Origin of the sequence: Paenibacillus sp. NPDC101420 (assembly GCF_050277435.1) — a bacterium.
Taxonomy (GTDB): domain Bacteria; phylum Bacillota; class Bacilli; order Paenibacillales; family Paenibacillaceae; genus Paenibacillus_AQ.
In genome coordinates, this window is sequence record NZ_JBNNSE010000001.1 from 709,497 (window position 1) to 730,789 (window position 21,293).

The 21,293-nt window shown below is 43.1% G+C and carries 17 protein-coding genes and 2 pseudogenes; 4 read left to right on the top strand and 15 right to left on the bottom strand.

Annotation, left to right across the window (positions count from 1 at the left end):
- Positions 1 to 61: 61 nt before the first annotated feature.
- The 5 genes from ACQKMP_RS03330 to ACQKMP_RS03350 form a co-directional block, all read right to left on the bottom strand.
- Entirely contained in the window at positions 62 to 3,982 is a 3,921-nt protein-coding gene (locus tag ACQKMP_RS03330) for a discoidin domain-containing protein (protein WP_427468818.1), read from the bottom strand.
- A gap of 361 nt (positions 3,983 to 4,343) precedes the next feature.
- On the bottom strand, positions 4,344 to 6,038 hold the full coding sequence (locus tag ACQKMP_RS03335) for a methyl-accepting chemotaxis protein (protein ID WP_052404249.1): 1,695 nt from the start codon (positions 6,036 to 6,038) through the stop codon (positions 4,344 to 4,346).
- A gap of 164 nt (positions 6,039 to 6,202) precedes the next feature.
- Positions 6,203 to 6,901 (bottom strand): Crp/Fnr family transcriptional regulator, encoded by a 699-nt coding sequence (locus ACQKMP_RS03340; protein ID WP_427468819.1) that lies wholly within the window; start codon positions 6,899 to 6,901, stop codon positions 6,203 to 6,205.
- Between the two features lie 200 nt (positions 6,902 to 7,101).
- On the bottom strand, positions 7,102 to 7,626 hold the full coding sequence (locus ACQKMP_RS03345) for a hypothetical protein (RefSeq protein ID WP_405176264.1): 525 nt from the start codon (positions 7,624 to 7,626) through the stop codon (positions 7,102 to 7,104).
- Between the two features lie 24 nt (positions 7,627 to 7,650).
- Positions 7,651 to 9,150 carry a DUF4153 domain-containing protein gene (locus tag ACQKMP_RS03350; protein WP_427468820.1) on the bottom strand — a complete coding sequence of 500 codons (1,500 nt, stop codon included), beginning with the start codon at positions 9,148 to 9,150 and terminating at the stop codon, positions 7,651 to 7,653.
- A gap of 112 nt (positions 9,151 to 9,262) precedes the next feature.
- On the opposite strand from ACQKMP_RS03350, the gene ACQKMP_RS03355 reads away from it, so the two are divergent.
- Positions 9,263 to 10,957, top strand: a complete 1,695-nt coding sequence (locus tag ACQKMP_RS03355; protein WP_427468821.1) for an ABC transporter substrate-binding protein — start codon at positions 9,263 to 9,265, stop codon at positions 10,955 to 10,957.
- A gap of 28 nt (positions 10,958 to 10,985) precedes the next feature.
- On the opposite strand, the gene ACQKMP_RS03360 is transcribed toward ACQKMP_RS03355, so the two are convergent.
- The 6 genes from ACQKMP_RS03360 to ACQKMP_RS03385 form a co-directional block, all read right to left on the bottom strand.
- Positions 10,986 to 11,456, bottom strand: a complete 471-nt coding sequence (locus ACQKMP_RS03360; RefSeq protein ID WP_427469205.1) for a DinB family protein — start codon at positions 11,454 to 11,456, stop codon at positions 10,986 to 10,988.
- 14 nt (positions 11,457 to 11,470) lie between these two features.
- Positions 11,471 to 11,914 carry a GNAT family N-acetyltransferase gene (locus ACQKMP_RS03365; RefSeq protein WP_427468822.1) on the bottom strand — a complete coding sequence of 148 codons (444 nt, stop codon included), beginning with the start codon at positions 11,912 to 11,914 and terminating at the stop codon, positions 11,471 to 11,473.
- Positions 11,915 to 11,966: 52 nt separating this feature from the next.
- A complete protein-coding gene (locus ACQKMP_RS03370) occupies positions 11,967 to 12,413 on the bottom strand; it encodes a hypothetical protein (RefSeq protein WP_427468823.1) in 447 nt (148 codons plus the stop codon).
- Positions 12,406 to 13,269: a HAMP domain-containing sensor histidine kinase gene (locus ACQKMP_RS03375; protein WP_339247230.1), complete on the bottom strand. Its 864-nt coding sequence runs from the start codon at positions 13,267 to 13,269 to the stop codon at positions 12,406 to 12,408. The genes ACQKMP_RS03370 and ACQKMP_RS03375 overlap by 8 nt, the downstream gene beginning before the upstream one ends.
- Positions 13,270 to 13,884: 615 nt before the next feature.
- Positions 13,885 to 15,303, bottom strand: a complete 1,419-nt coding sequence (locus tag ACQKMP_RS03380; RefSeq protein WP_042187166.1) for an NAD-dependent malic enzyme — start codon at positions 15,301 to 15,303, stop codon at positions 13,885 to 13,887.
- Positions 15,304 to 15,387: 84 nt separating this feature from the next.
- Complete coding sequence (locus tag ACQKMP_RS03385; protein WP_379421959.1) at positions 15,388 to 15,888, bottom strand: GNAT family N-acetyltransferase; 501 nt, start codon at positions 15,886 to 15,888, stop codon at positions 15,388 to 15,390.
- Positions 15,889 to 16,113: 225 nt separating this feature from the next.
- Here ACQKMP_RS03385 and ACQKMP_RS03390 point away from each other — a divergent pair, with 225 nt between their 5' ends.
- On the top strand, positions 16,114 to 17,109 hold the full coding sequence (locus ACQKMP_RS03390) for an acryloyl-CoA reductase (RefSeq protein WP_042187162.1): 996 nt from the start codon (positions 16,114 to 16,116) through the stop codon (positions 17,107 to 17,109).
- Positions 17,110 to 17,404: 295 nt separating this feature from the next.
- Here ACQKMP_RS03390 and ACQKMP_RS03395 read toward each other — a convergent pair.
- Positions 17,405 to 17,992: pseudogene (locus ACQKMP_RS03395) on the bottom strand (cupin domain-containing protein); the annotation flags it as partial.
- 172 nt (positions 17,993 to 18,164) lie between these two features.
- On the opposite strand from ACQKMP_RS03395, the gene ACQKMP_RS03400 reads away from it, so the two are divergent.
- A complete protein-coding gene (locus ACQKMP_RS03400) occupies positions 18,165 to 19,022 on the top strand; it encodes an alpha/beta hydrolase (protein WP_052404246.1) in 858 nt (285 codons plus the stop codon).
- A gap of 101 nt (positions 19,023 to 19,123) precedes the next feature.
- On the opposite strand, the gene ACQKMP_RS03405 is transcribed toward ACQKMP_RS03400, so the two are convergent.
- Positions 19,124 to 19,618, bottom strand: a complete 495-nt coding sequence (locus tag ACQKMP_RS03405) for a hypothetical protein (protein ID WP_339802737.1) — start codon at positions 19,616 to 19,618, stop codon at positions 19,124 to 19,126.
- Between the two features lie 82 nt (positions 19,619 to 19,700).
- Between ACQKMP_RS03405 and ACQKMP_RS03410 the strand changes: the two are divergent.
- A pseudogene (locus tag ACQKMP_RS03410) lies at positions 19,701 to 19,748 on the top strand (excalibur calcium-binding domain-containing protein); the annotation flags it as partial.
- Between the two features lie 7 nt (positions 19,749 to 19,755).
- On the opposite strand, the gene ACQKMP_RS03415 reads toward ACQKMP_RS03410, so the two are convergent.
- Positions 19,756 to 20,514: an ABC transporter permease gene (locus ACQKMP_RS03415; protein WP_042187159.1), complete on the bottom strand. Its 759-nt coding sequence runs from the start codon at positions 20,512 to 20,514 to the stop codon at positions 19,756 to 19,758.
- Entirely contained in the window at positions 20,511 to 21,260 is a 750-nt protein-coding gene (locus tag ACQKMP_RS03420) for an ABC transporter ATP-binding protein (RefSeq protein WP_339247218.1), read from the bottom strand. The genes ACQKMP_RS03415 and ACQKMP_RS03420 overlap by 4 nt, the downstream gene beginning before the upstream one ends.
- Positions 21,261 to 21,293 lie beyond the last annotated feature (33 nt).

The window sequence follows — 21,293 nt, forward strand, 5'->3', positions numbered from 1 at the left end:
AAAGCCGCCTCCCAAATTTATGGGCAGGCGGCTTCATTATAACTGACTACTGATCTACAATTTACGGATTCACGTTAATGGTAAAAGTAGAAGTATTATTCTTAATATTTGTTACCGTGTTCGTAATCTTCAGATTGTTGAAGGTTGCTGAGCCTCTGGCTGGACCTTGACCAGCCTCAGCAGCTTCATTCACCCAGATACCCACTCCGGATTTACTATCAAAAGCATCGCCGCTCTTCTGCGCACCGGTAATTGTAACATTATTAAAGATGGTATCTGTTACAGGGAATTGTGGAGTGGAACCTACATAGTTGGTCTGGAACATGATGCCATGATAGGTCGGATCAATGATATCCACATCATTGACTCGGATACCTTGGAAGACCTTGGAGGCCGAGAATACCCAGATCGCCGGGAAAGTCTGCGCGCCCCAGAAATGCCCACCTGCACGAACAATAGAAATATTCTCAAAATTCGTAGTCGGTGAAGCTCCGAAGCCATTCATCGGATATCCAAAGTCTAAAGAGCTGATTGTAATCCCGGAGTAGCAAAGTGTATCCGCAATATAAATATTACGGAAGGTATTTGCGTATCCACCATAGACAGCTACACCAGCAGCACGCCAAGTCAAGATTGAAGTGAGGTTCTCATAGATGTTATCCTTCATATCTGCACCACCAGAATCAATCGCCGAGAACAATGCAAAGCTATCATCACCTGTTGCCCGTGCTTCAATATTAGACACCAGGTTATTCGTGCTTCCATTAGTCATATTGATACCGTCAGCGAAGGTGTTACGTATACGGGAGTTTTTAATCACCATGTTATCGGTATTGGCTCCCCAGTACATACAGACCTGATGTTCAGTCCAGATGTTGTCGATCGTAATGTTCGCCACATTGGAGAAATCAAATACTTTACCAGGACCGTCGATACGAGAAGTATAGTTTCCGAAATAAGCGAAATTCGCAAAGGTAGATCCATTCGCAGTATCACTGGCTCGGAATCCGACATCGGTATTCTCTTGGTTAGTTGGAGCAATGAACCTTGTATACCAAGGACCCGCACCGATAACCTTCACTGCCTTGCCGTAGACCTGAAACTTGTTAGAGGTCTGATAGTTTCCTGGTGGCAAATATACACCTACGAGATTTCCTGTGGTGTCCATCCGCACTTTATCAAGCGCATTTTGAACATCCTGATGCGTAAAGCCTGCAGGAACAGTGTATTTAGCCGGATCTGGATTAGCAATCGGTGAAACCTGCTCAAGACTGATGAAGTCGATGGCGTATTGGGAAGTGTTAGCGGTATCCTTTTGTAAACGGATCGTACTTCCTGCCGGAATGGTACTATCAAACATAATGTTAGCTTCATCATAAATATGCCGTGGAGAACCTGCGCTTGGCGAATTTCCAGGACTTGTCTCAGAACCGTACAACCATGCATATTTAGAGGTTAAGTTAATAGCTTTGCTAAAGACACCATTAACATAGATGTTAAGCGTAGCATTTGTGCCGTCACCACTCGCTGAATCTGGAATCGAGAAACGAGTAACCAGAGTGTTCGTGCTGGCTTTTGTCGTGAATTCAACATAGCTACCTGTGGTGTTCAGAGTGACTGCTCTTCTGCCTGAAGCCTCACCTGCAGGATCGCCGATGGTCCGGTTGGCTGAAAGCTTTACGGCCCCACCGCCAATAACTCCATCCTCAGCCTCATACATGTCGTAAGGCATGTTCGCACCTCGACCGATGAACAGTGACTGCGTCTGAATATTATTAGCCCGTTTTACAGGCAGCTCATTAGCATCTACTGCAATTTCACTCTTCACAGTATATTTGCCATTTCCTGCAGTCCAATTACCAAGAGCTACAGGCGCTGTGGTCACCCCACTTGCGATCACGCCGTTATAGGAGCCTGTTAGAGTCTTAACCACCGCATTCGTAGTAGCATCTAAAACCGTCAGAGTTATGTTATGCGCACCACTCGCGGAAGCTGCTGTACCTTGATTCTTAATGGCAACTGAGAAGCTTACAGTGTTGCCGCCTGCTGGATTGCCAGGTGTCCAACTGACGGAGGAAGCAACCAGATCAGAACTGGACACTGGAGCAATAATAAGGGAAGCCGGACTAGTAAAACTATTATTCCCCTCATTTGATTCAATCACTGTATTATTCTCATCGACCTTTGCACTTAATGAGTAGGTTGCTGCATCTTTTGCACCCAGGTTAAGAGATACGCTCGTTGATGCGCCAGCAGCTAGAGCACCTACTGGGCTAGTCCCTACAAGGGTAGTACCCAAATAAAAATTCACATTAGTGGCAGCAGATGCTAGAGATCCGATATTCTTAACTGTTGCATTAAGAGTAATGGCATCCGTCTCAATTGGAGAGGTTGGAGTCCATGTAAGAGCAGTCACCGTCAAATCTGGATTCGCAGATGGTGTACCAATTACCTGAAATTCAGCAATTTGTCCAGCACTTGAACCTGAGTTGGTAGTGATCTTTAGCTGCAATTCACTAGCTGTAGCCGTGACCGGAATCGTCACTGTATTACCGGTTGCCGGATTAAAGGTATACACGGTCGCAGGTACAAGACTCGTAAAAGCCGTTGTATTCTGATTATGCCCAAGCACTTGAATGGTCTGAGTACGTGTCGACCACGCCGATGCAGGATTCAGCTTGAGAACAACCGATGTAACATCAGCATTGCTGCCCAAATTAACAGTTAATGTGTTCGGATAACTTCCCCCTGCCCCCTCCCAATAAGTAGTTACATCACCGTCATTCGCATTCGTCTGCACAAAGGTAAAGACCGAGGACGACGCAGTTATACTTTTGTTCACAGCCAAATTTGAACCCGTCCCAGGTGTTGGGGTTACCGTTGGTGTCGGTGTTACTGTCGGTGTTGGTGTTGGCGTTGGTGTTGCCGTTGGTGTTGCCGTTGGTGTTGCCGTTGGTGTTGGGGTTACTGTCGGTGTTGGTGTTGGTGTTGCCGTTGGTGTGGCCGTTGGCATTGGGGTTGACGTTGCTGTTGGTGATGGTGTTGCTGTCGGTGCTGAAGATGGAGTAAGGATCAGGTTGTCCAGATTCACGTTTCCAGTATCACCAGCGTCATATTTATAAGTAATCGTATTAGCACCAGCATTCAAGGCTAGCGTTTCAACCTTTGTGGACCATGTATTCCAGTTGGCCAGATTTAAAAGAGAAGATTGCTTTAATTTCGTCCCATTTACATAAATACTTACCGTTTTTGTGCTGCCTGAAGCATTTGCATATTTTAATGCGGCATCATAGTTTCCAGCAGAGGCAACATTAACACTAAAGGCAGTCGTTGCTCCTTGTGTCAAATAGCCATCTACAAATCCGGTTCCGGTATAACCGGTATGATCTGTATTGACTTTTGCTCCACCGGATAAAGCAGCATTCTCCGCTTCATATCCTGTTGTTGGAAGTGTCGTTGTGCTGCCATAAATCTCAAATTCCGATAACTGTGCTGCTGGCCATCCTGTATTTGCCGTGAAGTTCAATTTAACATATCTAGCACTCGCAGCTGTAAAATTAATGGTCACAGTATTAGATCCGCTTGCTGGATTAAAGGTGTAATTGGCAGAGGCTGCTAAATTAGTGTAAGTAGAATCATCAGAGCTTCCCTCCACCGACAACGTTTGGGTTCTTGTTTCCCAGTTCGTCGGCAGTTTTAGAACAACCTGATTGACACTGCTTACGTCGCCTAAGTCCACTTTAATCCATTGCGGGAATGCGTTACTTACACTCTCCCAATACGTTCCTTGATTGCTGTCATTGGCATTAGTTGCTACATAAACATCGCCAAATGAGCTTGAAGTAATGCTTTTACCTTGGGCTAAATTCCCCGCAGCTAAACTCACCGAGGGGTACAACGCTAATTGACCTACAAACAATATTACAATCAAAAAATACATTACTGCCGACTTACCCGTAATTTTTTTAGAAGCTGCTATCATTAGAGAACCACCTCCCAAAGTTTTGTGAAGCTATGCAGCCAATAAGAATACGCTTTCAAAATAGTATTGTTATAGACATTCGCCTCCTAAAATGGACCTGATAGTTTTCAACGAGACTTAACAATCGTTTTATTATTAGCTGCCTGTCCTCCCGTATCCTTGACTCTGACTTCAATAAGTCACTGATCTATACCCAGAGGTTGACCACAAACTAACTAATAATGGTAATAATATAAGTTATAGGCAGGTGGACGTCGATGGCAATTTCTATGCTTAGTATGTGGGATATTACGTTCAACCAAATAAAAAAAGAAAGCTCCAGAGAGCACTGGGATTCCCCCTCAACTCTCCGAAGCTCGCCTTATACATTAAATCTAGCTACCAGCCCCTGTAGTCCATGAGCCATTAAGTTTAATTCACTTGCAGAGGAAGCAATTTGTTCCACCGAAGCCCTTTGCTCTTGTGAGGCTGCCGACACATGTTGTGTACTCGCTGCAGTCGTTTCTGCAATTGTCGTAACACTTCGAAGCGATTCCACAATCTCTTCCGTAGCTGCTGTTATCTCTTCCACAGCTCCGGATACTTCCTGAACCTGCTCGGCTAGTGAATCTATAGATAACCGAATCTCACCAAAGGAACGTCCAGCCTGCTGAATAATCTCCGTGCCTCCCCTTACTTCACTCATACTACTCATCATAACCTTCATCGCATTATCTGCTTCACTTTGAATCCCGCTCGCCATTTCCGCAATTTGATTAGCGGATTCTGCGGATTGCTCTGCCAGCTTACGAACCTGGTCGGCAACTACAGCGAAGCCTCTCCCTTGCTCACCCGCGCGGGCTGCCTCAATAGTCGCATTTAACGCCAGCATATTCGTTTGCGAAGCGATCCCTTTTATAACTCCTACAGCACCGCCAATTTCCTGTGATCGATTTACAAAGCCTTGGACTTGCTGTGACAAAGAATGTATAGATCGATTAATGGATTCCATCTGCTGACCTGCCGCCAGAAGTGATTCATCTCCGGCAATAGCAAACGACGCAGAACGATGCGAGGCTTCAGAAATATCCTGAACACTGGAGGCAATTTGACCGATTCCAATCGATATTTCTGAAATTGTTATTGTATTGGTCTGTAGATCATTCATCTGTTTAGCAGTTCCCGAAGCTACTTCACCCATAATATCCGATATTCGTTCTGTCGCTCCTGCTGTCACTCCACTATCCGAGGTAAGATTTGTAGAGGAATTCGCGAGACTATTCGCCGATAGCTTCACTTGTTCAATCATCGAGCCCAAATTTTCTGTCATTTTATTAAAATTAAACGCCAGTTCACCTATCTCATCTTTTGACCGGACGTTTAGCTTGCGAGTAAGATCGGCATCTCCATCTGCAATCTCCTTCAGCTGTGTGTTCACATCCCGAAGTGGTTTAATAATTCGTCCAGATATTAATAGTGCAAGAATTAGGGCAAGAACAACCGATAATCCGGTCACACCAAAGCTAGTAATCATAGCGTTATTACGATGGGCTTCTGCTTGACTCTGCCCGTTCTGTATTTCCTCCATGAGCATGCTCTGGAATACAATCTGAGATTCAATCATTGCATCTAAAGATAAATTGGTAAACTTCTTCTGCGCTTCCGGGAAGTTTCCGTCCTTGGCTAAGGCGAAGGCTTCCTTCAAAACGATCAAATAATCATTCCATTTCCCCTTCAGCTCCGTTACACCCTTTAGTTCTTCTTCACTTAATCTAACACTCTCCAGCTCCTTGATGGCATTCTCAATCGATGGGAGCGTCTCTTCGTACTTAGACAGATATGATTTCCGCTCAGCCTCTGTGTTGCTCATCACATAACGAGCCCCTAGCTCATCTGCCGTACGAATTTTATCCGTTAATCCCTGTACAAGCGACAGCTTGTTCCAGTTGCGATTGACCTGATCCGTCAGCATCGTAGCCTTTCCTTGAAACCATGTATTTCCTGCTATTGCCACTAGAAAGACCACAATCACAGCAGTAAATCCCAATATCATTTTTCCGCGGATATTTCTGAACATCGTTGTTCCTCATCTCTATATGTATAGTAGGTTTCTAATTGGTACTTTTATCCTACTATCGTTCCCTTAAGCCACTCTGAATTTGAACTGAATGTTCGCTTAAAAAAACAAAAAGACCTCTACGTCCGGCCCAAGGCTGGAACTAATGGTCTTTAGAGATCTTTTTATTCGTATAAATTTCCGTTCGCCAGCTCCGCGAGCTTCCCTTCGTCCAGTACGCTTAGGCGTCCACGATTTCGTGTAATAATTCCTTCATCAATGAACCGACGCACGATCCGGTTAAGATGCCGATAACTTGTACCTAGCAACTCTGCTGTCTCTATAAGGCTTGAGGTCCGAATCTCCTCCACACGTCGGTCACCGTTTTTATCGGCGAATAAAGACATCAAATAGCTGGCAAATCGATTCTCGACCGGATACAACAGGTTAAGTGCGGAGGCTTGGCCGAGCGTATGCAATTTGTGACTAAGTTCCCCTACGAGAAAACGTAACAAAGCTGTATTTTCCTCAAGCTCTCTCAGTAGTAATCTTCTCCCGGCAAAAAGAATCAAGCTCTCACCCACAGACTCCACTTGATTCTTAACAGGAAAGCGATGAAGCAGCTCCACATCCCCAATCACTGATATCGGATTTGTAAACCGCACCAGCATAGATTTGCCGTTCGGCAGCAGTGTCTGAATTTTGAGCTTGCCCTCAACCAATATGAACATCCCATCCAACTGATCGCCAACCAAACACAGCTTCTCTTCACCCGTATAACGTCTCAATTCCATTTTATATGTGACTAGCGGGCTAAAAATTCCGTCCAGACCGTTCTTCACTGCCAAGGCACGGACAGCTTCACGGTCATTTATCGTTTGCATGTGGTGCCCCCCTCTATTGTTTGCTCAAATAAGTGTAATTTAGAATACCCCACAAAAAAAGGACATATGTCCTTTTTAATAATATAAGAAAGTATAAGTTTCACACAATACTATATTTCTTATATTTCTCGCTTAACCGCTTACCGACCTTGTAAAGGAAGCCGAAGGCGTTTATGCTTGTAAGGAAATCCCAAAACATCTTACATCACAACAGAGTCCACACTATATCGGATCATATTCACTTTCTGATCTTGTAACCAAAATTCTAAATTCCGATGATTGATTTTATCCACATACCCGATAATCTCAGCCCCTTGTTCCCCTCTTTTATAATAAGAAGTGCCATAAGCTTCAATCACATCATCTGTAGAAGACCCCACATGAATACCTCTGGCAGTACTCATCTTCAGATCTGAATAGACGCTAATTAGAATGATTTTATCGTCACCACGCGCTGTGGCTACTGTTGTTTCGTTGTCCAAATGATAATATTGATACCGTTCAATATCGTCACGTGGTTTAGGTGCCTGGGTGAGCGATTCGAGACTCTGAAGCAGCTGGATGCCTCCCAGACGTTCCTGCTCTAGATTGCTGCTGGATACGCGAGAGTAATGACTTTGTCTTGGGGCATTGTATAAATAAATATGATAGATCCCATAACTTAAACCTACCGTAATAAAAATGATGATAAATAACCAGCCGTTACTAAATGGCTTTTTTCTCACTTTCCTCACACCTTCTTCTAACCTTTACTGTGCAAAATACTTCTCCAGCTCACGCTGCGCCTGATATTCCGGGAAATTAAAGGACTGCCACTTCCGCTCTCGCTGAGCACCATCCCACCATTTGTTTTTCAAAAATTGATCTAGTATCCCGTCTTCCTTACGACTGAACTTAATCAGAGAAGGGATGACTTCCGGTGACAGACCAACCAAATAATCTGCATCCAGCTTACCACTCACCTCATAACGCTCCATATTCTTATTAGCTATAATGACATCCATACCTATATAGTTCATAACAACATAAGAGGTCAGACCTAGCACAATATAACATTTAGCCAACGGCAAACGGGGCACTACAATCCGTACAGCTGCAAGAATCAACAGCAAACCCATAAATATCATAAATGCATGAACTAGGAAACGAATCGTAGTATATCCATACGCCTCTTCATATAGGGTTAGTCTAGTATAGGCAGAATACAACATGACAGTTGAACAGCCAACTAAGATATACAGCATAATATTAATGACTTTTTGGAGCAGTCCTCCCCTCTTTCCTTCTGATCCCAATGCCAGCATTAGAATCACGAAATTAATCGCGGTCACCATAATTAACTCGAAGAATCCACTACGAGCGTAATCAGCATAGGAACTACCCTCTGGTAACATCCCTTCCCAAGCTCCAAACAAGTAAGAAAATTGGACGAATACGAACAGAACATATACCGTGTTAATGGCTATAAGAATTGTCGTCATAATTACTGGATCAACCTTAAAGGTCACAGGCGCCTGCACAGGTCCGTACTCCCTTGGTTGCACATTCCAGTCATAGACCTTCGAATCTACAAAGCCCCATACTAAGCCGAACAATCCCATGCCTATCAGGAGTACCCATAACGTCCGTACAATAATTTCACCAAATGAAATTCGATCCAGCATATTTGGCAGCCATATTAGCACATGATGAAACACACCATCGGCCGAGGCCAGCAGGGTAATCACAACAAGCAGTATCGGTAAAGAGATCGCAAGTCCTGTAAACACTTTCCCCAGCACTTGCTTGCGTCCATCCTTCACCTTACTATCACTGCTACTTTTGACGTCCTTGAACACAGTACCCCAGTGGCGAAAGTTCTGGGGAAGCAAATGCTCTAGTGTATCCCAAAGTATTCTGAATTGACTCCAAGAGGGGCGTTTATCACTTAGCAAATAAGTCATATGTAATAAAATCAGCATAGGGATTACTAATAGGTTCAACCCAAAGTAGAAAAGATTATGAAACAACACATAGGTCATCGAGAGTAGAAAAATCGCTCCAAACCAGAAATAACTGAGTTTGGTCAGTTTGCGCATTTTAGCCTTAGCGTAATAAAGCATATAAACATAAAACAGACAAACGAAGATAGGATAAGAAACACCTGGCAACTTTCCGTAGAACAACAACTGATGAACAATCGCCAGTAAGAAGGCAACAATTAAAGCGGCAAGTGATCGATTAAGCTTAAGCTCCGTTTCATCGGTCATGGTAAACACCCCCATATTCTTACTTTCTTATCCTTATTCTAAGTGATAAAATAAGAAAAAAAAGAGAAAGAATTTTTTAATAATTTCCTATTTTCTGAAAGGGACTTAAACCATGAAGCTGCATAGCCAATATTTAAAGCTGCACTCACAGTTTGGGGGAGTCACAGAAATCTCAGTTACGATGGATGAGCTAGCCTTGACCTTCGGATGTACACACCGCAATGCCATGCATATTGTGAATAAAATGATGCAGCTGGAATGGGTCCAATGGACGCCGAAGCGCGGACGTGGAAGTCGTTCCTTATTACAGTTCCTTGTCCCTTCCGAAGAAATTGCGCTTCAATCCATGATGCAGGCTATCAGCCGTAAAGATGTTCACAAAGCTATTGATGGCATCAAAACCCATGCCAGCTCTTCCTCGCTGCAGGATACTTTACAAGGCTGGCTGCTGACCTATTTTGGTCATCATTCCGAAATCCGAAGTGACAAACAGATTGATACCCTGCGGCTTCCCATCACCCAGCAGCTACATACCTTCGACCCGCTTCATATGAATCTATTGGCAGAGTCTTTTGTTTCCAGTCATGTCTTCGACGGATTAGTGAGACGTAGCGGGGAACGGGATAAGATTGTGCCTAGTCTTGCTCATGCCTGGGAAGTGGATGAGAGCCGTACGATTTGGACTTTTTTTCTTCGCAAAGAAGTGCTGTTTCATCATGGAAAAGTACTGACGGCAAAAGATGTAGTCTATTCCTTGGGACGGCTGATGCAAACCTCAAAGCGGACACTCTATAGCTATATTTTCAAAGAAATCCAGCAAGTTATCGCACTAAACCCATCCACCGTTCAAATTACACTTAAACAGCCCAATGAGCTATTCCTCCCTTTCTTGTGTACGAGTAGAGCGGCAATTGTTCCGCGTGATTTAGAAGGAATGGACGAACCTAGCTTTGGCCGCAGACCTGTGGGGACAGGACCATTTAAGGTTGTGGACATGAATGAGGACACTTGTGTGCTGGAGGTTTTTCCTTATTATTTTCTAGGAAGAGCTCATTTAGATCGAGTCGAAATAATGTATGTTCCGTGGGAAACTGCGTCCGATTCCTCAGATACTGGCTCGGCTTTTCATGTGATTCAGAATCCTTCATCCAACAATTCTTCTTCTTGGAGTCGGATTCATTCAGAGTCCTACATCCGTAAATTTGTTACCTGCAATACACAAAAAAAAGGACCGCTTAGCGACCCCCTTCTTCGGGCAAAGATCGTATCCTGTTTAAAAGATGATTCAGAGTCTGTAACGCTTAAGTCGATGGAAGACCTTGAGGTCACCTTGCAAATAACCACCATTCCGCAATATGCTAACGATGCTGAATGTATTGCTGCTAAACTAGAGCGTCAAGGTTATCCGTGTACGGTTGTTTCCGTGTCTCCAGAGGAGTTCAAGGGCCCGATCCGACTGGAGTCCGACCTGATTGTTTTTTCATTATTTCGTGACGAGGATGAACAGCTTCGTTTATTTGATCTATATCTCACGCTTTCCCAGCATATAGAACCGCATACTCGTGCGGATATTGAAGGCTGGCTCTATACCATTGCACGAGAACCTAACCCTGAGGCTAGATCCGAGAGCTTTAGTATGATCGAGAACCGTCTTCTTGAGGAACATCATCTGCACATCTTGTATGAAAAACCCACCCAAACTGCTTATCTCCCCTCGGTCCGAGGCGTAAGCTTCAATAGTCAGGGCTGGGTTGATCTTCGTCATTTGTGGTTCCCGCCGCTGCTCTCCAGCGACAGTACTTCATGATATACGCAATGCCCAGTCGATTGCAGAATCATCGGAGCCCTTTTCCAATCAAATTGGCAGAAACTGGCTCCTTCCCGATTTCCCTTGCCCAAACGGACAACTGTCCGACATGATGAATTTCATGAGCGATCACATGGCGCATCACTTCACCCCAAGTATCCGTCACGATCCGGCCATCCGCCAGGTGATCCTCAAAAATATTCCGCTCCAAACCCGCATGCCAAGAAAGTACAAAGGGCTCTACATCGGGCCGGAATTTCGCATCTAGTTCTCTTACCCGCTGCAAAGACTTGTAATGTTCGAAATCCTCCTGAAAATCCGGTTTACCTTGCAATACTTGAATCCAGCTCCACTCCACATCAACAATATGAAACAGAGTCTTCAATATGCTGCCTACACCACCAGTACGTGCCCCAAGTAGCTCTTCTTCAGAAATACTCTCACACCACTCGTACCATTGTTCACGAACTATCCAGTTATATTGAAAGAATGTTTGCAGATCAAGACCTCCTTTTAATGGGAACTTAGATGTTTCCGGTACCCTTCCACCTTCTCATCTCTATACCCTAACGATTCATAAAAAATATGCGCTTCCTTACGCTTCTCTCCAGAGACTAAAATGATATAAAAGCAGTCTCTCTCGTGAGCCATTTCTTCAATGGCAAGCATTAGTTTTTTACCCACACCTTGACGACGGGCCCGCGATGAAACTACTACATTCTCAATTACCATAAACGGTTTGCAATCTCCTACCAGGTCATGACAGACAATCCCCATCAAAGACCCCATCAAAGACCCGTCCACAAAAGCGCCCAACAATATGTACCGACGATCTGTCTTAACTACTTTAAATACTTTTTCTAGTTTATTAAGATCCGATGGTTGATCCATCAGCTCCTGATATAAATCACCAAGTTCATGGAGAGACTCCAATTCTATTTCTTTAATAACGACCATGGATGTTCAACCTGCTTTCTTTAATTTAAGAATCTTTTTCATACATGCTCCACTATTTAAGTACCTTCAGTTCAAATTCATCCTTCTGCCCATCCCACTCTACAACAACCTTAATAATCGAGTCCTCGTGTTCAAACGCCCCGCTTCCAGCTCTTTTGGACTTCAGCTCACTTTTTCTTACTCCCTCGACATCTTCTAAGGTTTTACTTCCTCCACCTGATGTTCCCTTGAAGCTATATTTAAAAGAATTAATCTTATCAAGATCCGTTTGCTCACCTTTATATTTAAGCTCAAATGTAGATTGCTGCGAGGTTTCATAATCTGGTCTCTCACCCTTTTTATCGATGAACTTCTCTGTTGCCTTTTGAACATATTCAGCCGACCATACTTTTCCTTCACCTGTAAATGTGTAATTGTGTTTATAGGTAGTTGTATTGCAGGCAGCAAGAAGAACTATGATTATTCCAGACAGCATCAGCGCGGATAGCTTCTTAATCATTATAGATCCCTCCCGATTCTGATAAAAAGCGAATAGTAACTGTTGTCCCCTTACCTTTAGAGCTATTATAATAAATTTCCCCACCATATTTTTCTACAATATTAAAGCAAATCATTAACCCTAAACCGGTTCCATTACTTTTTAATGAATAAAAAGGCGTGCCCAGCGACTTAACCTCAGCCTCGGACATCCCACTTCCTTCATCGGTGATCATGATCTCGATAAAATTATTATTTCTATTTGCTATGACTGAGACGGATTTCCCTACATCCGAGGCTTCTAGCGCATTTTTTATAATATTAATGAGTAACTGCTTAAACTCAATTTTATTAATGGAAATAAAACAATCTTCCTCTACCTTTATATCGATTTGGTTATCAGATAGCATGGCATAGGAATGAAGCAGACCCGTAACACTTTGAAGAACATCCTTCACATCTACTTTCTCTAGTCTTTGATCTCCATTTGGTTTGGATAGGGTTAGAAATTGAGAGATAATCTGTTCTACTGTGTTTAATTCATCAATCATTAAGTTGAACTTACTTTTTTTAGAATCATCAAATGAATCGTCCTCTTTGAACAATTGCAAAAAACCTCTAACCACGGTTATAGGATTTCGTATTTCATGTGCAACAGCAGCTGTTAATTGTCCTACCATCTTTAACCGCTCGGATTGCTGTAATTGTTCATAATACAGTTGCTGCTTTTTCATCCGTTTAAATGATAGATGGAAAATGAAAAATAATAATGCTTGAACAGCTATTATATTTATAATGTTGCCTATAATGTCATGATGTAAGTAACTATATAATGCACCTTTATCAATGAAGATGACATAACTAAAAGTAATTACCATCAATATTCCATTTATAATAAAGGAAAAGTAGAACAATTTTAAATCGAAAAATAGTATAGAAAGTGCAGGAATAAGGCAAATCAAAATATAGGTGGTCCAAGTTTGAGGATATAAAAAGAAAAGCGTATAGAAGTACGCAAATCCAAAAAGAATGATGATCTTTCTAAAGGTATATGTCTCATACTTAGGATAGATCCATAAACTAATGGATAGAATTATCACGCACAAAAAATGTACCATATATCCAAAATTAATCCCATTCAACTCTGTTGTAGACAGTATTAATCCAGATATCATAAGGGTAATGTTTAATATCATTACAATGTAATAGATTTTTCGATTCACCTGACTGTAAAACTCTTTCATGAATTCACCACTTCTATATTAATTTAACCCTTTTTTGGATACTACCCTCTCTAGAGGCAAAATTTAAGGGCACCCACTTGGATGCCCTTTCTACATCTCATACATTATTGTAATTATATCAGCCACTTTACTAAAATGGGAATAAATACTTTTAGCCCTAATTATGATAAGCCTCTCAGTTATGTGTCAATCTATAAAAAAATAGACTGCTCTCTCACTAAGCAAAGCAGTCCATTTATAGTATCGCTTTTATTCCATATCCTTATCAATATCCTTAGGGATCCGGCGGGCTACATCCGTTGCAATAGCTGCATGGATCACTGCCAGACGCACTAACTCTACCACTTTTTCGTTAAAAATACTTGGGATTACGTATTGCTCATTAACCTCATCCGGATGAACGACTGAAGCAATCGCTTTTGCCGCGGCTAGCTTCATTTCAAGGTTCACTGTTTTTGCTCTGCAATCCAGTGCGCCACGGAAGATACCCGGAAAACACAGCACATTGTTGATCTGATTCGGATAGTCACTTCTACCTGTCGCTAACACGCGAACAAAAGGCTCGGCCAATTCTGGTTCAATCTCCGGTGTCGGATTAGCCATTGCAAACACAATGTTATCGCTGGCCATACTCTTGAGATGATCGACGGATAGAATCCCACCACGTGACACCCCAATAAAGACATCTGCTCCCTGTATAACCTCCGTCAGTCCACCTTCAATACCTTCCGGGTTAGTTGCATCAGCAAGCTTCCGCCATTCCTGATTATCATACTGAAGATCTTTTCTAAGAACACCTTCACGATCTACCGCGTAGATTTTGCGAGCTCCTGCCGCCAGAAGCATATTACAGATGGACACACCAGCCGCACCTATACCCACAACGACAATTCGAACATCTTCGATAGATTTATTTACTACTTTAAGCGCATTCAAAAGACCTGCCAAAACTACAACAGATGTACCGTGCTGATCATCATGAAATACCGGAATATCCAGCTCTTCGGCAAGCCGACGTTCAATCTCGAAACAGCGCGGAGAACTGATATCTTCTAAGTTGATTCCCCCAAATCCAGGAGATACTGCTTTAACGATATTAATGATTTCATCTGAATCTTTAGTATTTAAGCATAGTGGAAAAGCATCGATGTTCGCTAATTGCTTAAACAGCATAGCCTTACCTTCCATGACAGGCATAGCCGCTTCCGGTCCAATATCCCCTAGTCCAAGCACAGCCGTTCCGTCTGTAACGACGGCTACTGTATTCCGCTTCATCGTCAAAGAATAGGCTTTGTTCGGATCTTCAGCAATCGCCGTACACACTCGGGCAACTCCCGGGGTATACACCAGCGATAAATCCTCCCGATTTTTGATTGGCATTTTAGGTGTGATTTCAATCTTCCCGCCTAGATGAGCTAGAAATGTTCGATCTGACACATTAATTACTTTGACCCCTGGCATCTTCGATAGTATAGACATCATTTCTCCATTCGAGGCATCTTGCACGTTTATTGTTATATCTCGAGTTGTTACATCCTTACCTGCACGAATCACGTCAATAGCAACGATATCTCCACCTGCAGTGGCAATTCCTGAAGCAACATCACCAAAAGAAGCAACCGATTTCCGAATTTCGAGCCTGACAATCATCGTTGTTGCAATAGCCATGAATTAGCCTCTCTTTCTTCAACCCTAAGATTTCAAATACACTATACTATACCATTTAAACAAACTTTCTTCCTATTGAATAGATCACCTTAGTATTTTTCTTAAGATAGTATTCCCTTCGGCACCCGGACCAAATACATCAGGGATTGTAGCGACGGGCACAAAGCCGTTTTTACCGTAAAAAGCAATCACATCATAATCTTCTGCATAGGTCAGCATAAGTAAACAGTAAGCTCCCCTGCTCTTAACAACTTCTTCTACATGCTGAAGTAAAATACCTCCTATTCCTTTTCTGCGATGATCTTTACATACTCCAATATCTAGGACTTCGGCTCTTGCTCCAAGCGCGGGAATGCCAATCGGTGCCTCCTCATGCAGAACGGCAACAATACCAAAAGCATCGTCTTGTTCCTTCTCATGATAGGCATAAAACAACGCCCCCCGCTGAAAATGTGATTGTATGCGGCGTCTCAGCCACTGCTCATGGTTAGGATTGTTTCTATCCAGATGGATATGTTCAACCTCAGCTAAGAGGTCCAAATACGGTTCGATCTCATGTTCACGAATTAACTTTATAATAGACATTTCAACAATTCTCCCTTAATAACAAGTTATATACCAGCAGTCTGAACTTAACACGTCCACTGTACAAATAACATGTAGAGTTCGATTATAATGTTACAATACACAATGAAAGAGTCCTACACTACGTCTAACTTGCGTTATATCATAGACAATGACAAGTTGACTGATCAGAATAAATAATATATACATGTCTTACCTATAACGTAGTTGAAGGAGCTTACACTTATGACAGAATCATTTCAAGCATTAGTTGTCGACAAAACAGAATCATCATTCTCCGTCGCTGTTAAGCCGGTTACCTTAGAAGAACTACCCGCAGGAGAAGTTGTAATTAAGGTTGCATACTCCAGTGTGAATTATAAAGACGGATTAGCCAGTATCCCTAACGGAAAAATTGTAAGATCATACCCTTTTATTCCAGGCATCGACTTATCCGGTACTGTGGTGTCTTCTACAGACGAGCGGTTTCATGAAGGACAGCAAGTTATCGCTACAGGGTATGGTATGGGTGTATCTCACTTTGGAGGATATAGCGAATATACACGAATTCCTGCCGCTTGGATCACCCCACTGCCGGAAGGACTTACACTAAGAGAAGCTATGATTTATGGTACAGCTGGACTAACTGCAGCCTTGTCCATTCAAGCTCTGGAAGACAATGACTTAGCACCAGACAAAGGCAAAGTACTCGTAACGGGAGCGACCGGTGGTGTGGGTGGATCGGCTATCGCTATGCTAAGCACAAAAGGCTATAGCGTAGTGGCCAGCACTGGTAATACAGAAGCTAACGAATATTTGAAAACTCTTGGCGCGGAGGAAGTCATTTCACGCGAGGAGGTTACGGGCGGATCTAGCAAACCATTAGAAAAGCAACTATGGCAAGGTGCTGTTGATTCCGTTGGTGGAAACTCACTTGCTTCGATTTTGAGTAAAATCTCCTACAGAGGTTCTGTTGCTGCAAGCGGCCTGACCGGTGGCACTTCTGTTCCAACAACCGTCCTTCCCTTTATTCTTCGAGGGGTTAACCTGCTCGGTATTGATTCCGTAGAGTGTCCTGCTGAGCTACGCGAAAAGGTGTGGACACGGATGGCGACTGATTTGAAGCCTGCACAGCTTGAGAACCTTGTAGATCGTGAAGTAACCTTGAATGAACTGCCACAAGCATTGGAAGATATTCTGCAAGGAAACACACGAGGCAGAGTGCTTGTCCGTTTATCTTAAGCCCTAACAAGAAAACCTCCCGGGAGATTTAATCTCAGGAGGTTTTTTGTTGTTACTCTTGATTATTTGAATATTGATAATTCGGCTGTTGTTGTACATAAGGCTGTTGGCGATAGTGCTGTTCATAGCCTTGAGTGTAGTATCCTTGCATTGGGTAAGGCTGATAATTAAATGCTTGCGTCGCTGGAGGCATTTGTGAAGATATAGGGATGGGCTGAGCTTGCATATGAGCATATGGCTGCATGTTTGGATGCATGTTAGGTTGCATATTTGGTTTCATATTTGCATGCATATTCATATTGGGAGCCATATTCGGGGCCATATTATTGACTCCCTTTACTTTATCTTCTTCACAGCAGTCGGCAGGTGGGCCGATAAAGGTGCCAGGTTTAATAGGAGCTAACGCTTCCTTTACCAATGCTTCATTCAAACAGTAAGTATGGGCCAATACATTTGCCGGAGTTTTGCTCAAAATATCCGAACCTAAGATAACCTCAGGAATAGGTGCGTCAAAAATGGCAAGCAGATGTGTATTATCGACAGTAGCTACTTCATAATGCCACCAGCCTTGCGGCACATTCGCCACTTGACCTGGACATATTGGGAAATGAAGAAGTTCATTTGTAAACGGATTGAGTATAGACACTACTGCTGAACCGCAGATACAATAGACAAGCTCTGCCGCATTTTGATGATAATGAGGCTCCACCACATTCGATTTGCTAAGAAAAATATCAAGGAGTGAGGTATTCTCCAGTGTGTTCAGCTGCTTAACCGACAGCAAATTAATGTAGTTGTTGGCATCCTTTTTAAAGAGAGTATTAGTGTTCACATCGAAAGTAAATTGTGTATCAGGGGACGTATAATCCATGTATGAAGTCACTGTTTATTCCTACCCTTCTGTTCCCGTAAATTTTTGATTTCCTAGAACAACATATGCGTTTGCCTATGCCTAGGTGCCGGAGATTCACTGACTCCAATAAAAATTCATCTTTCTCTGTCAATCGGGGCATCCTCTATAATGTTAAATTCTCACACTATACAGGAGGCAAAGTATGAAATCGATTCACATTAAAATAGTATTTGCGTTATGCATCTCTATCTTCACCATTATGGGGTTGCAGCCTTTGAATCAACACCCCGCGGTTGCAGCCGCTAACCACAAATCCTCTACCAAACAGACTCCATTAACCTTTGTTCTGATCCATGGGTCTTGGGCTACAGCAGGTTTTTGGGATGAAACAGCCGCAGAGCTTCGTAAGTTAGGGCACACCGTCTACACACCGGAATATGCAGGACATGGCGCGGATAAGAATAATAATGTAACACATGAGCAAATCACAAAGTCCGTTGTCGACTATATCAAACAAAAAGACTTGAAGGATTTTATTCTGCTCGGACATAGCTTTGGCGGATCAGTCATTCAAACAGTTTCCCAGCAAGTACCTGATCGGATCAAACGGATCGTGTTCTTTGATGCCTTCGCTCCGCTTGACGGACAAAGTGTGGCAGATCAATTTCCTGCTGAGTCACTTAAATCCTTTGAACAGCTAAGAGACGCTTCCGGTAATAACACCATCACGCTCCCTTTCCCGCTCTTCCGGGATACCTTCGTCAACACTGCCAGTCTTGCGCAAGCACAAGCCTTTTATAAACAAGCTCCGCCTGAACCAGCTACCCCACTGTTTGAAAAGCTGGATCTCAAGAAATTCTACAGTCTCCAAATCCCTAAAAGTTATCTTTATTTGACGGAAGACACGGCTATCCCACAAGGTCCATATGGGTTTCACCCGACTCAATCCAGTCATTTGGGCGTTTTCCGCTTCATCGAGGGCAAAGGTGATCATATGACCACTGTCCGAACCGAGCCAAAAATGATGGCGGAATTGATGGTCAAGGCGGGTAGAGATTAGTCGCGTAATAGCGGAATAATGCATTCAGGCAGTAAAAAAGAGCAAGCGTACGGGAATGTTCCCTACTACGCTTGCTCTTTTTACAATTCTCCGCATGTCATTTAAGGATTCGGCTTCACTCCGGTAATCACCCAGCTATTATGATCTTTAACAAGTGAGATCGTCAGTAGCATGGATGGTTCCGGACCATTTGAAGTCGCGGAATCTATGCGCATTTCTATGACCTCTGAATTTTGGTTAATTACTGTTTCTTTAGTAACCTCGTACTTTGTGATCCATGGGCTGGATACACCAGTTACCCAGTTCAGTTCAACAAACTGTGGATACATAACCTTTTTGAGTTCTTTGGAAAAGATCGAATATTGAATCGACGCATTCCTGTGCTGTAAACCGAACCCGTATAACTCAGCCGCTTGAAATGCTGTTGGTAATATGATTCGTTTAGACTCCGGGGCTGGCAAAGGCATGGCTGAGAGCAGCTTTCCATTAGACTGAATCACCGTTCCGTTATCAGGTGCACCTATTGCGATACCTGGCAGAAGCAATACGCCTGCGATCAGGGTAGCCGCCAATTTCTTTTTACTAATCAGAATCACCTCATAAAAAGCTTTTTCACCTCATGTGAATTGAATTCTAATTATTCCCCGTTACCGCTAACTTTTATGTAACCAAAATGCCAACAAAAAAAGCGACCGTGACAATAACGGAATCGCCTGTGAGAAATAGAAATCTATTATCGTTCTACCGATTGTTTAAGCCGTTGATCAGGCGTGAAAAAGAGTCGGTAGCTCAGTACACTTAGCAGTATACTTGTTATGGCCGCAGAAGCGGTGAATGAGAACACAATCAGAATCTGGTAGCGAACAGCGATTACCGGATCAGCGCCTGCTATAATCATCCCCGTCATCATACCTGGAAGCTGGACAAGTCCTACTGTCTTCATTCCGTCGATGGTAGGGATCATGCTGAATTTCACAGATCTTTTTCTAACTTCATGGATCGCTTGCGGAACGGTAGCACCGAGTGACAGCAGGGTCTCGATTTCCCCTTTGCTCTGCTGTATTTCGTGCTTGATATGGTTAATGAACAAACCCGAGACAACCATAGCGCTACCAATGGTCATGCCACTAATGGGAATGATATATTGTGGGGTCGCCTCAATAATATGTAAGCCGAGCAGAATCCCCATCATAAGGAGCTCCATAGTAGCGATCGCAAGTCCAATTCTCCACACTAATCCACGTAGACCTTTTCCTCTTTTCGCTGCATTCCATGCGGCTACACTTATCATAAAGATTATTATCAAAATAACATAGATCATCTGATCGGTTTTAAAAATAAATTGCAGTACATATCCGACCGCAAGCAATTGAATTGCCGACCTTATAGTGCCTACAATAATATCTTTTTCTAGTCCGAGCTTTTGCCATACCGAGACCAACATCGTCCCTAACACAAACAGAAGCGTGAAACTCAGTGCAGTATAACTCATAAGAATGACGCTCCTTCTAACGGTCGAATAAATCTTTTTGCCAAGTTTTCCGCAGATTCAGCAAAAAAAGATTCACTCAAGTGCTGTTCCAGCTTACCATTCCCCATAAACCATGTAGTAGTGCTTATTCGGCTAGCCTGTTTAAGGTCATGGGTCACCCAAATCATTGAAGTCCCTTCTTCTTTATGCCACTGTTCTAGTAGATCCTCTACCCTTTGAGTGCTGTCAATGTCTAGTGATGCAGTGATTTCATCGAGCAGTAGAACATTAGGTCGCAGCAGCAATGACCGAATCAGGGATATCCGCTGCTTTTCACCGCCAGAGCAATCTGCTGCTTTTTTACTCAAATCCAATTGTTCCAGCCCTATTTGTTCCAATAGCCGCTGTACTAATTTATGGTCATATGGTCTGTCATGCAGCTTGCTGACAGTTCTTAGGTTATCCTCCACACTGCCAGGCAACATAACCGCTTGTTGAGCCACAAACCCGATTTTCATTCTCCACAGCTTTGAATCCATATTTTTGAATGAAGTGCCCTTGACAAGCATATCCCCTTCATCTGGAGCATCCAGCAGAGCCATTATTCTAAGTAGTGTGCTTTTACCTTGACCCGAGGCACCGATCAGAGCGATTCGGTCCGATTCAGATATTTCAGCGGAGATGTCCGAGAATAGATATTTCGAAGCTTGTTCGCTACTTTTCCAGTTCAATTTTGCAAGTCTTTGAATTTCAAAAATACTGCTCAATGCCTTACCTCCTATTGCCAATCGAGAAAATAT

Excerpts from the sequence above, each read along its gene's own strand:
- ACQKMP_RS03350 (WP_427468820.1), bottom strand. The coding sequence starts at position 9,150 with ATGACCGATGAAACGGAGCTTAAGCTTAATCGATCACTTGCCGCTTTA.
- ACQKMP_RS03380 (WP_042187166.1), bottom strand. The coding sequence starts at position 15,303 with ATGGCTATTGCAACAACGATGATTGTCAGGCTCGAAATTCGGAAATCG.
- ACQKMP_RS03340 (WP_427468819.1), bottom strand. The coding sequence starts at position 6,901 with ATGCAAACGATAAATGACCGTGAAGCTGTCCGTGCCTTGGCAGTGAAG.
- ACQKMP_RS03415 (WP_042187159.1), bottom strand. The coding sequence starts at position 20,514 with ATGAGTTATACTGCACTGAGTTTCACGCTTCTGTTTGTGTTAGGGACG.
- ACQKMP_RS03375 (WP_339247230.1), bottom strand. The coding sequence starts at position 13,269 with ATGGTAATTACTTTTAGTTATGTCATCTTCATTGATAAAGGTGCATTA.
- ACQKMP_RS03330 (WP_427468818.1), bottom strand. The coding sequence starts at position 3,982 with ATGATAGCAGCTTCTAAAAAAATTACGGGTAAGTCGGCAGTAATGTAT.
- ACQKMP_RS03390 (WP_042187162.1), top strand. The coding sequence starts at position 16,114 with ATGACAGAATCATTTCAAGCATTAGTTGTCGACAAAACAGAATCATCA.
- ACQKMP_RS03385 (WP_379421959.1), bottom strand. The coding sequence starts at position 15,888 with ATGTCTATTATAAAGTTAATTCGTGAACATGAGATCGAACCGTATTTG.
- ACQKMP_RS03355 (WP_427468821.1), top strand. The coding sequence starts at position 9,263 with ATGAAGCTGCATAGCCAATATTTAAAGCTGCACTCACAGTTTGGGGGA.
- ACQKMP_RS03365 (WP_427468822.1), bottom strand. The coding sequence starts at position 11,914 with ATGGTCGTTATTAAAGAAATAGAATTGGAGTCTCTCCATGAACTTGGT.
- ACQKMP_RS03400 (WP_052404246.1), top strand. The coding sequence starts at position 18,165 with ATGAAATCGATTCACATTAAAATAGTATTTGCGTTATGCATCTCTATC.
- ACQKMP_RS03370 (WP_427468823.1), bottom strand. The coding sequence starts at position 12,413 with ATGATTAAGAAGCTATCCGCGCTGATGCTGTCTGGAATAATCATAGTT.
- ACQKMP_RS03335 (WP_052404249.1), bottom strand. The coding sequence starts at position 6,038 with ATGTTCAGAAATATCCGCGGAAAAATGATATTGGGATTTACTGCTGTG.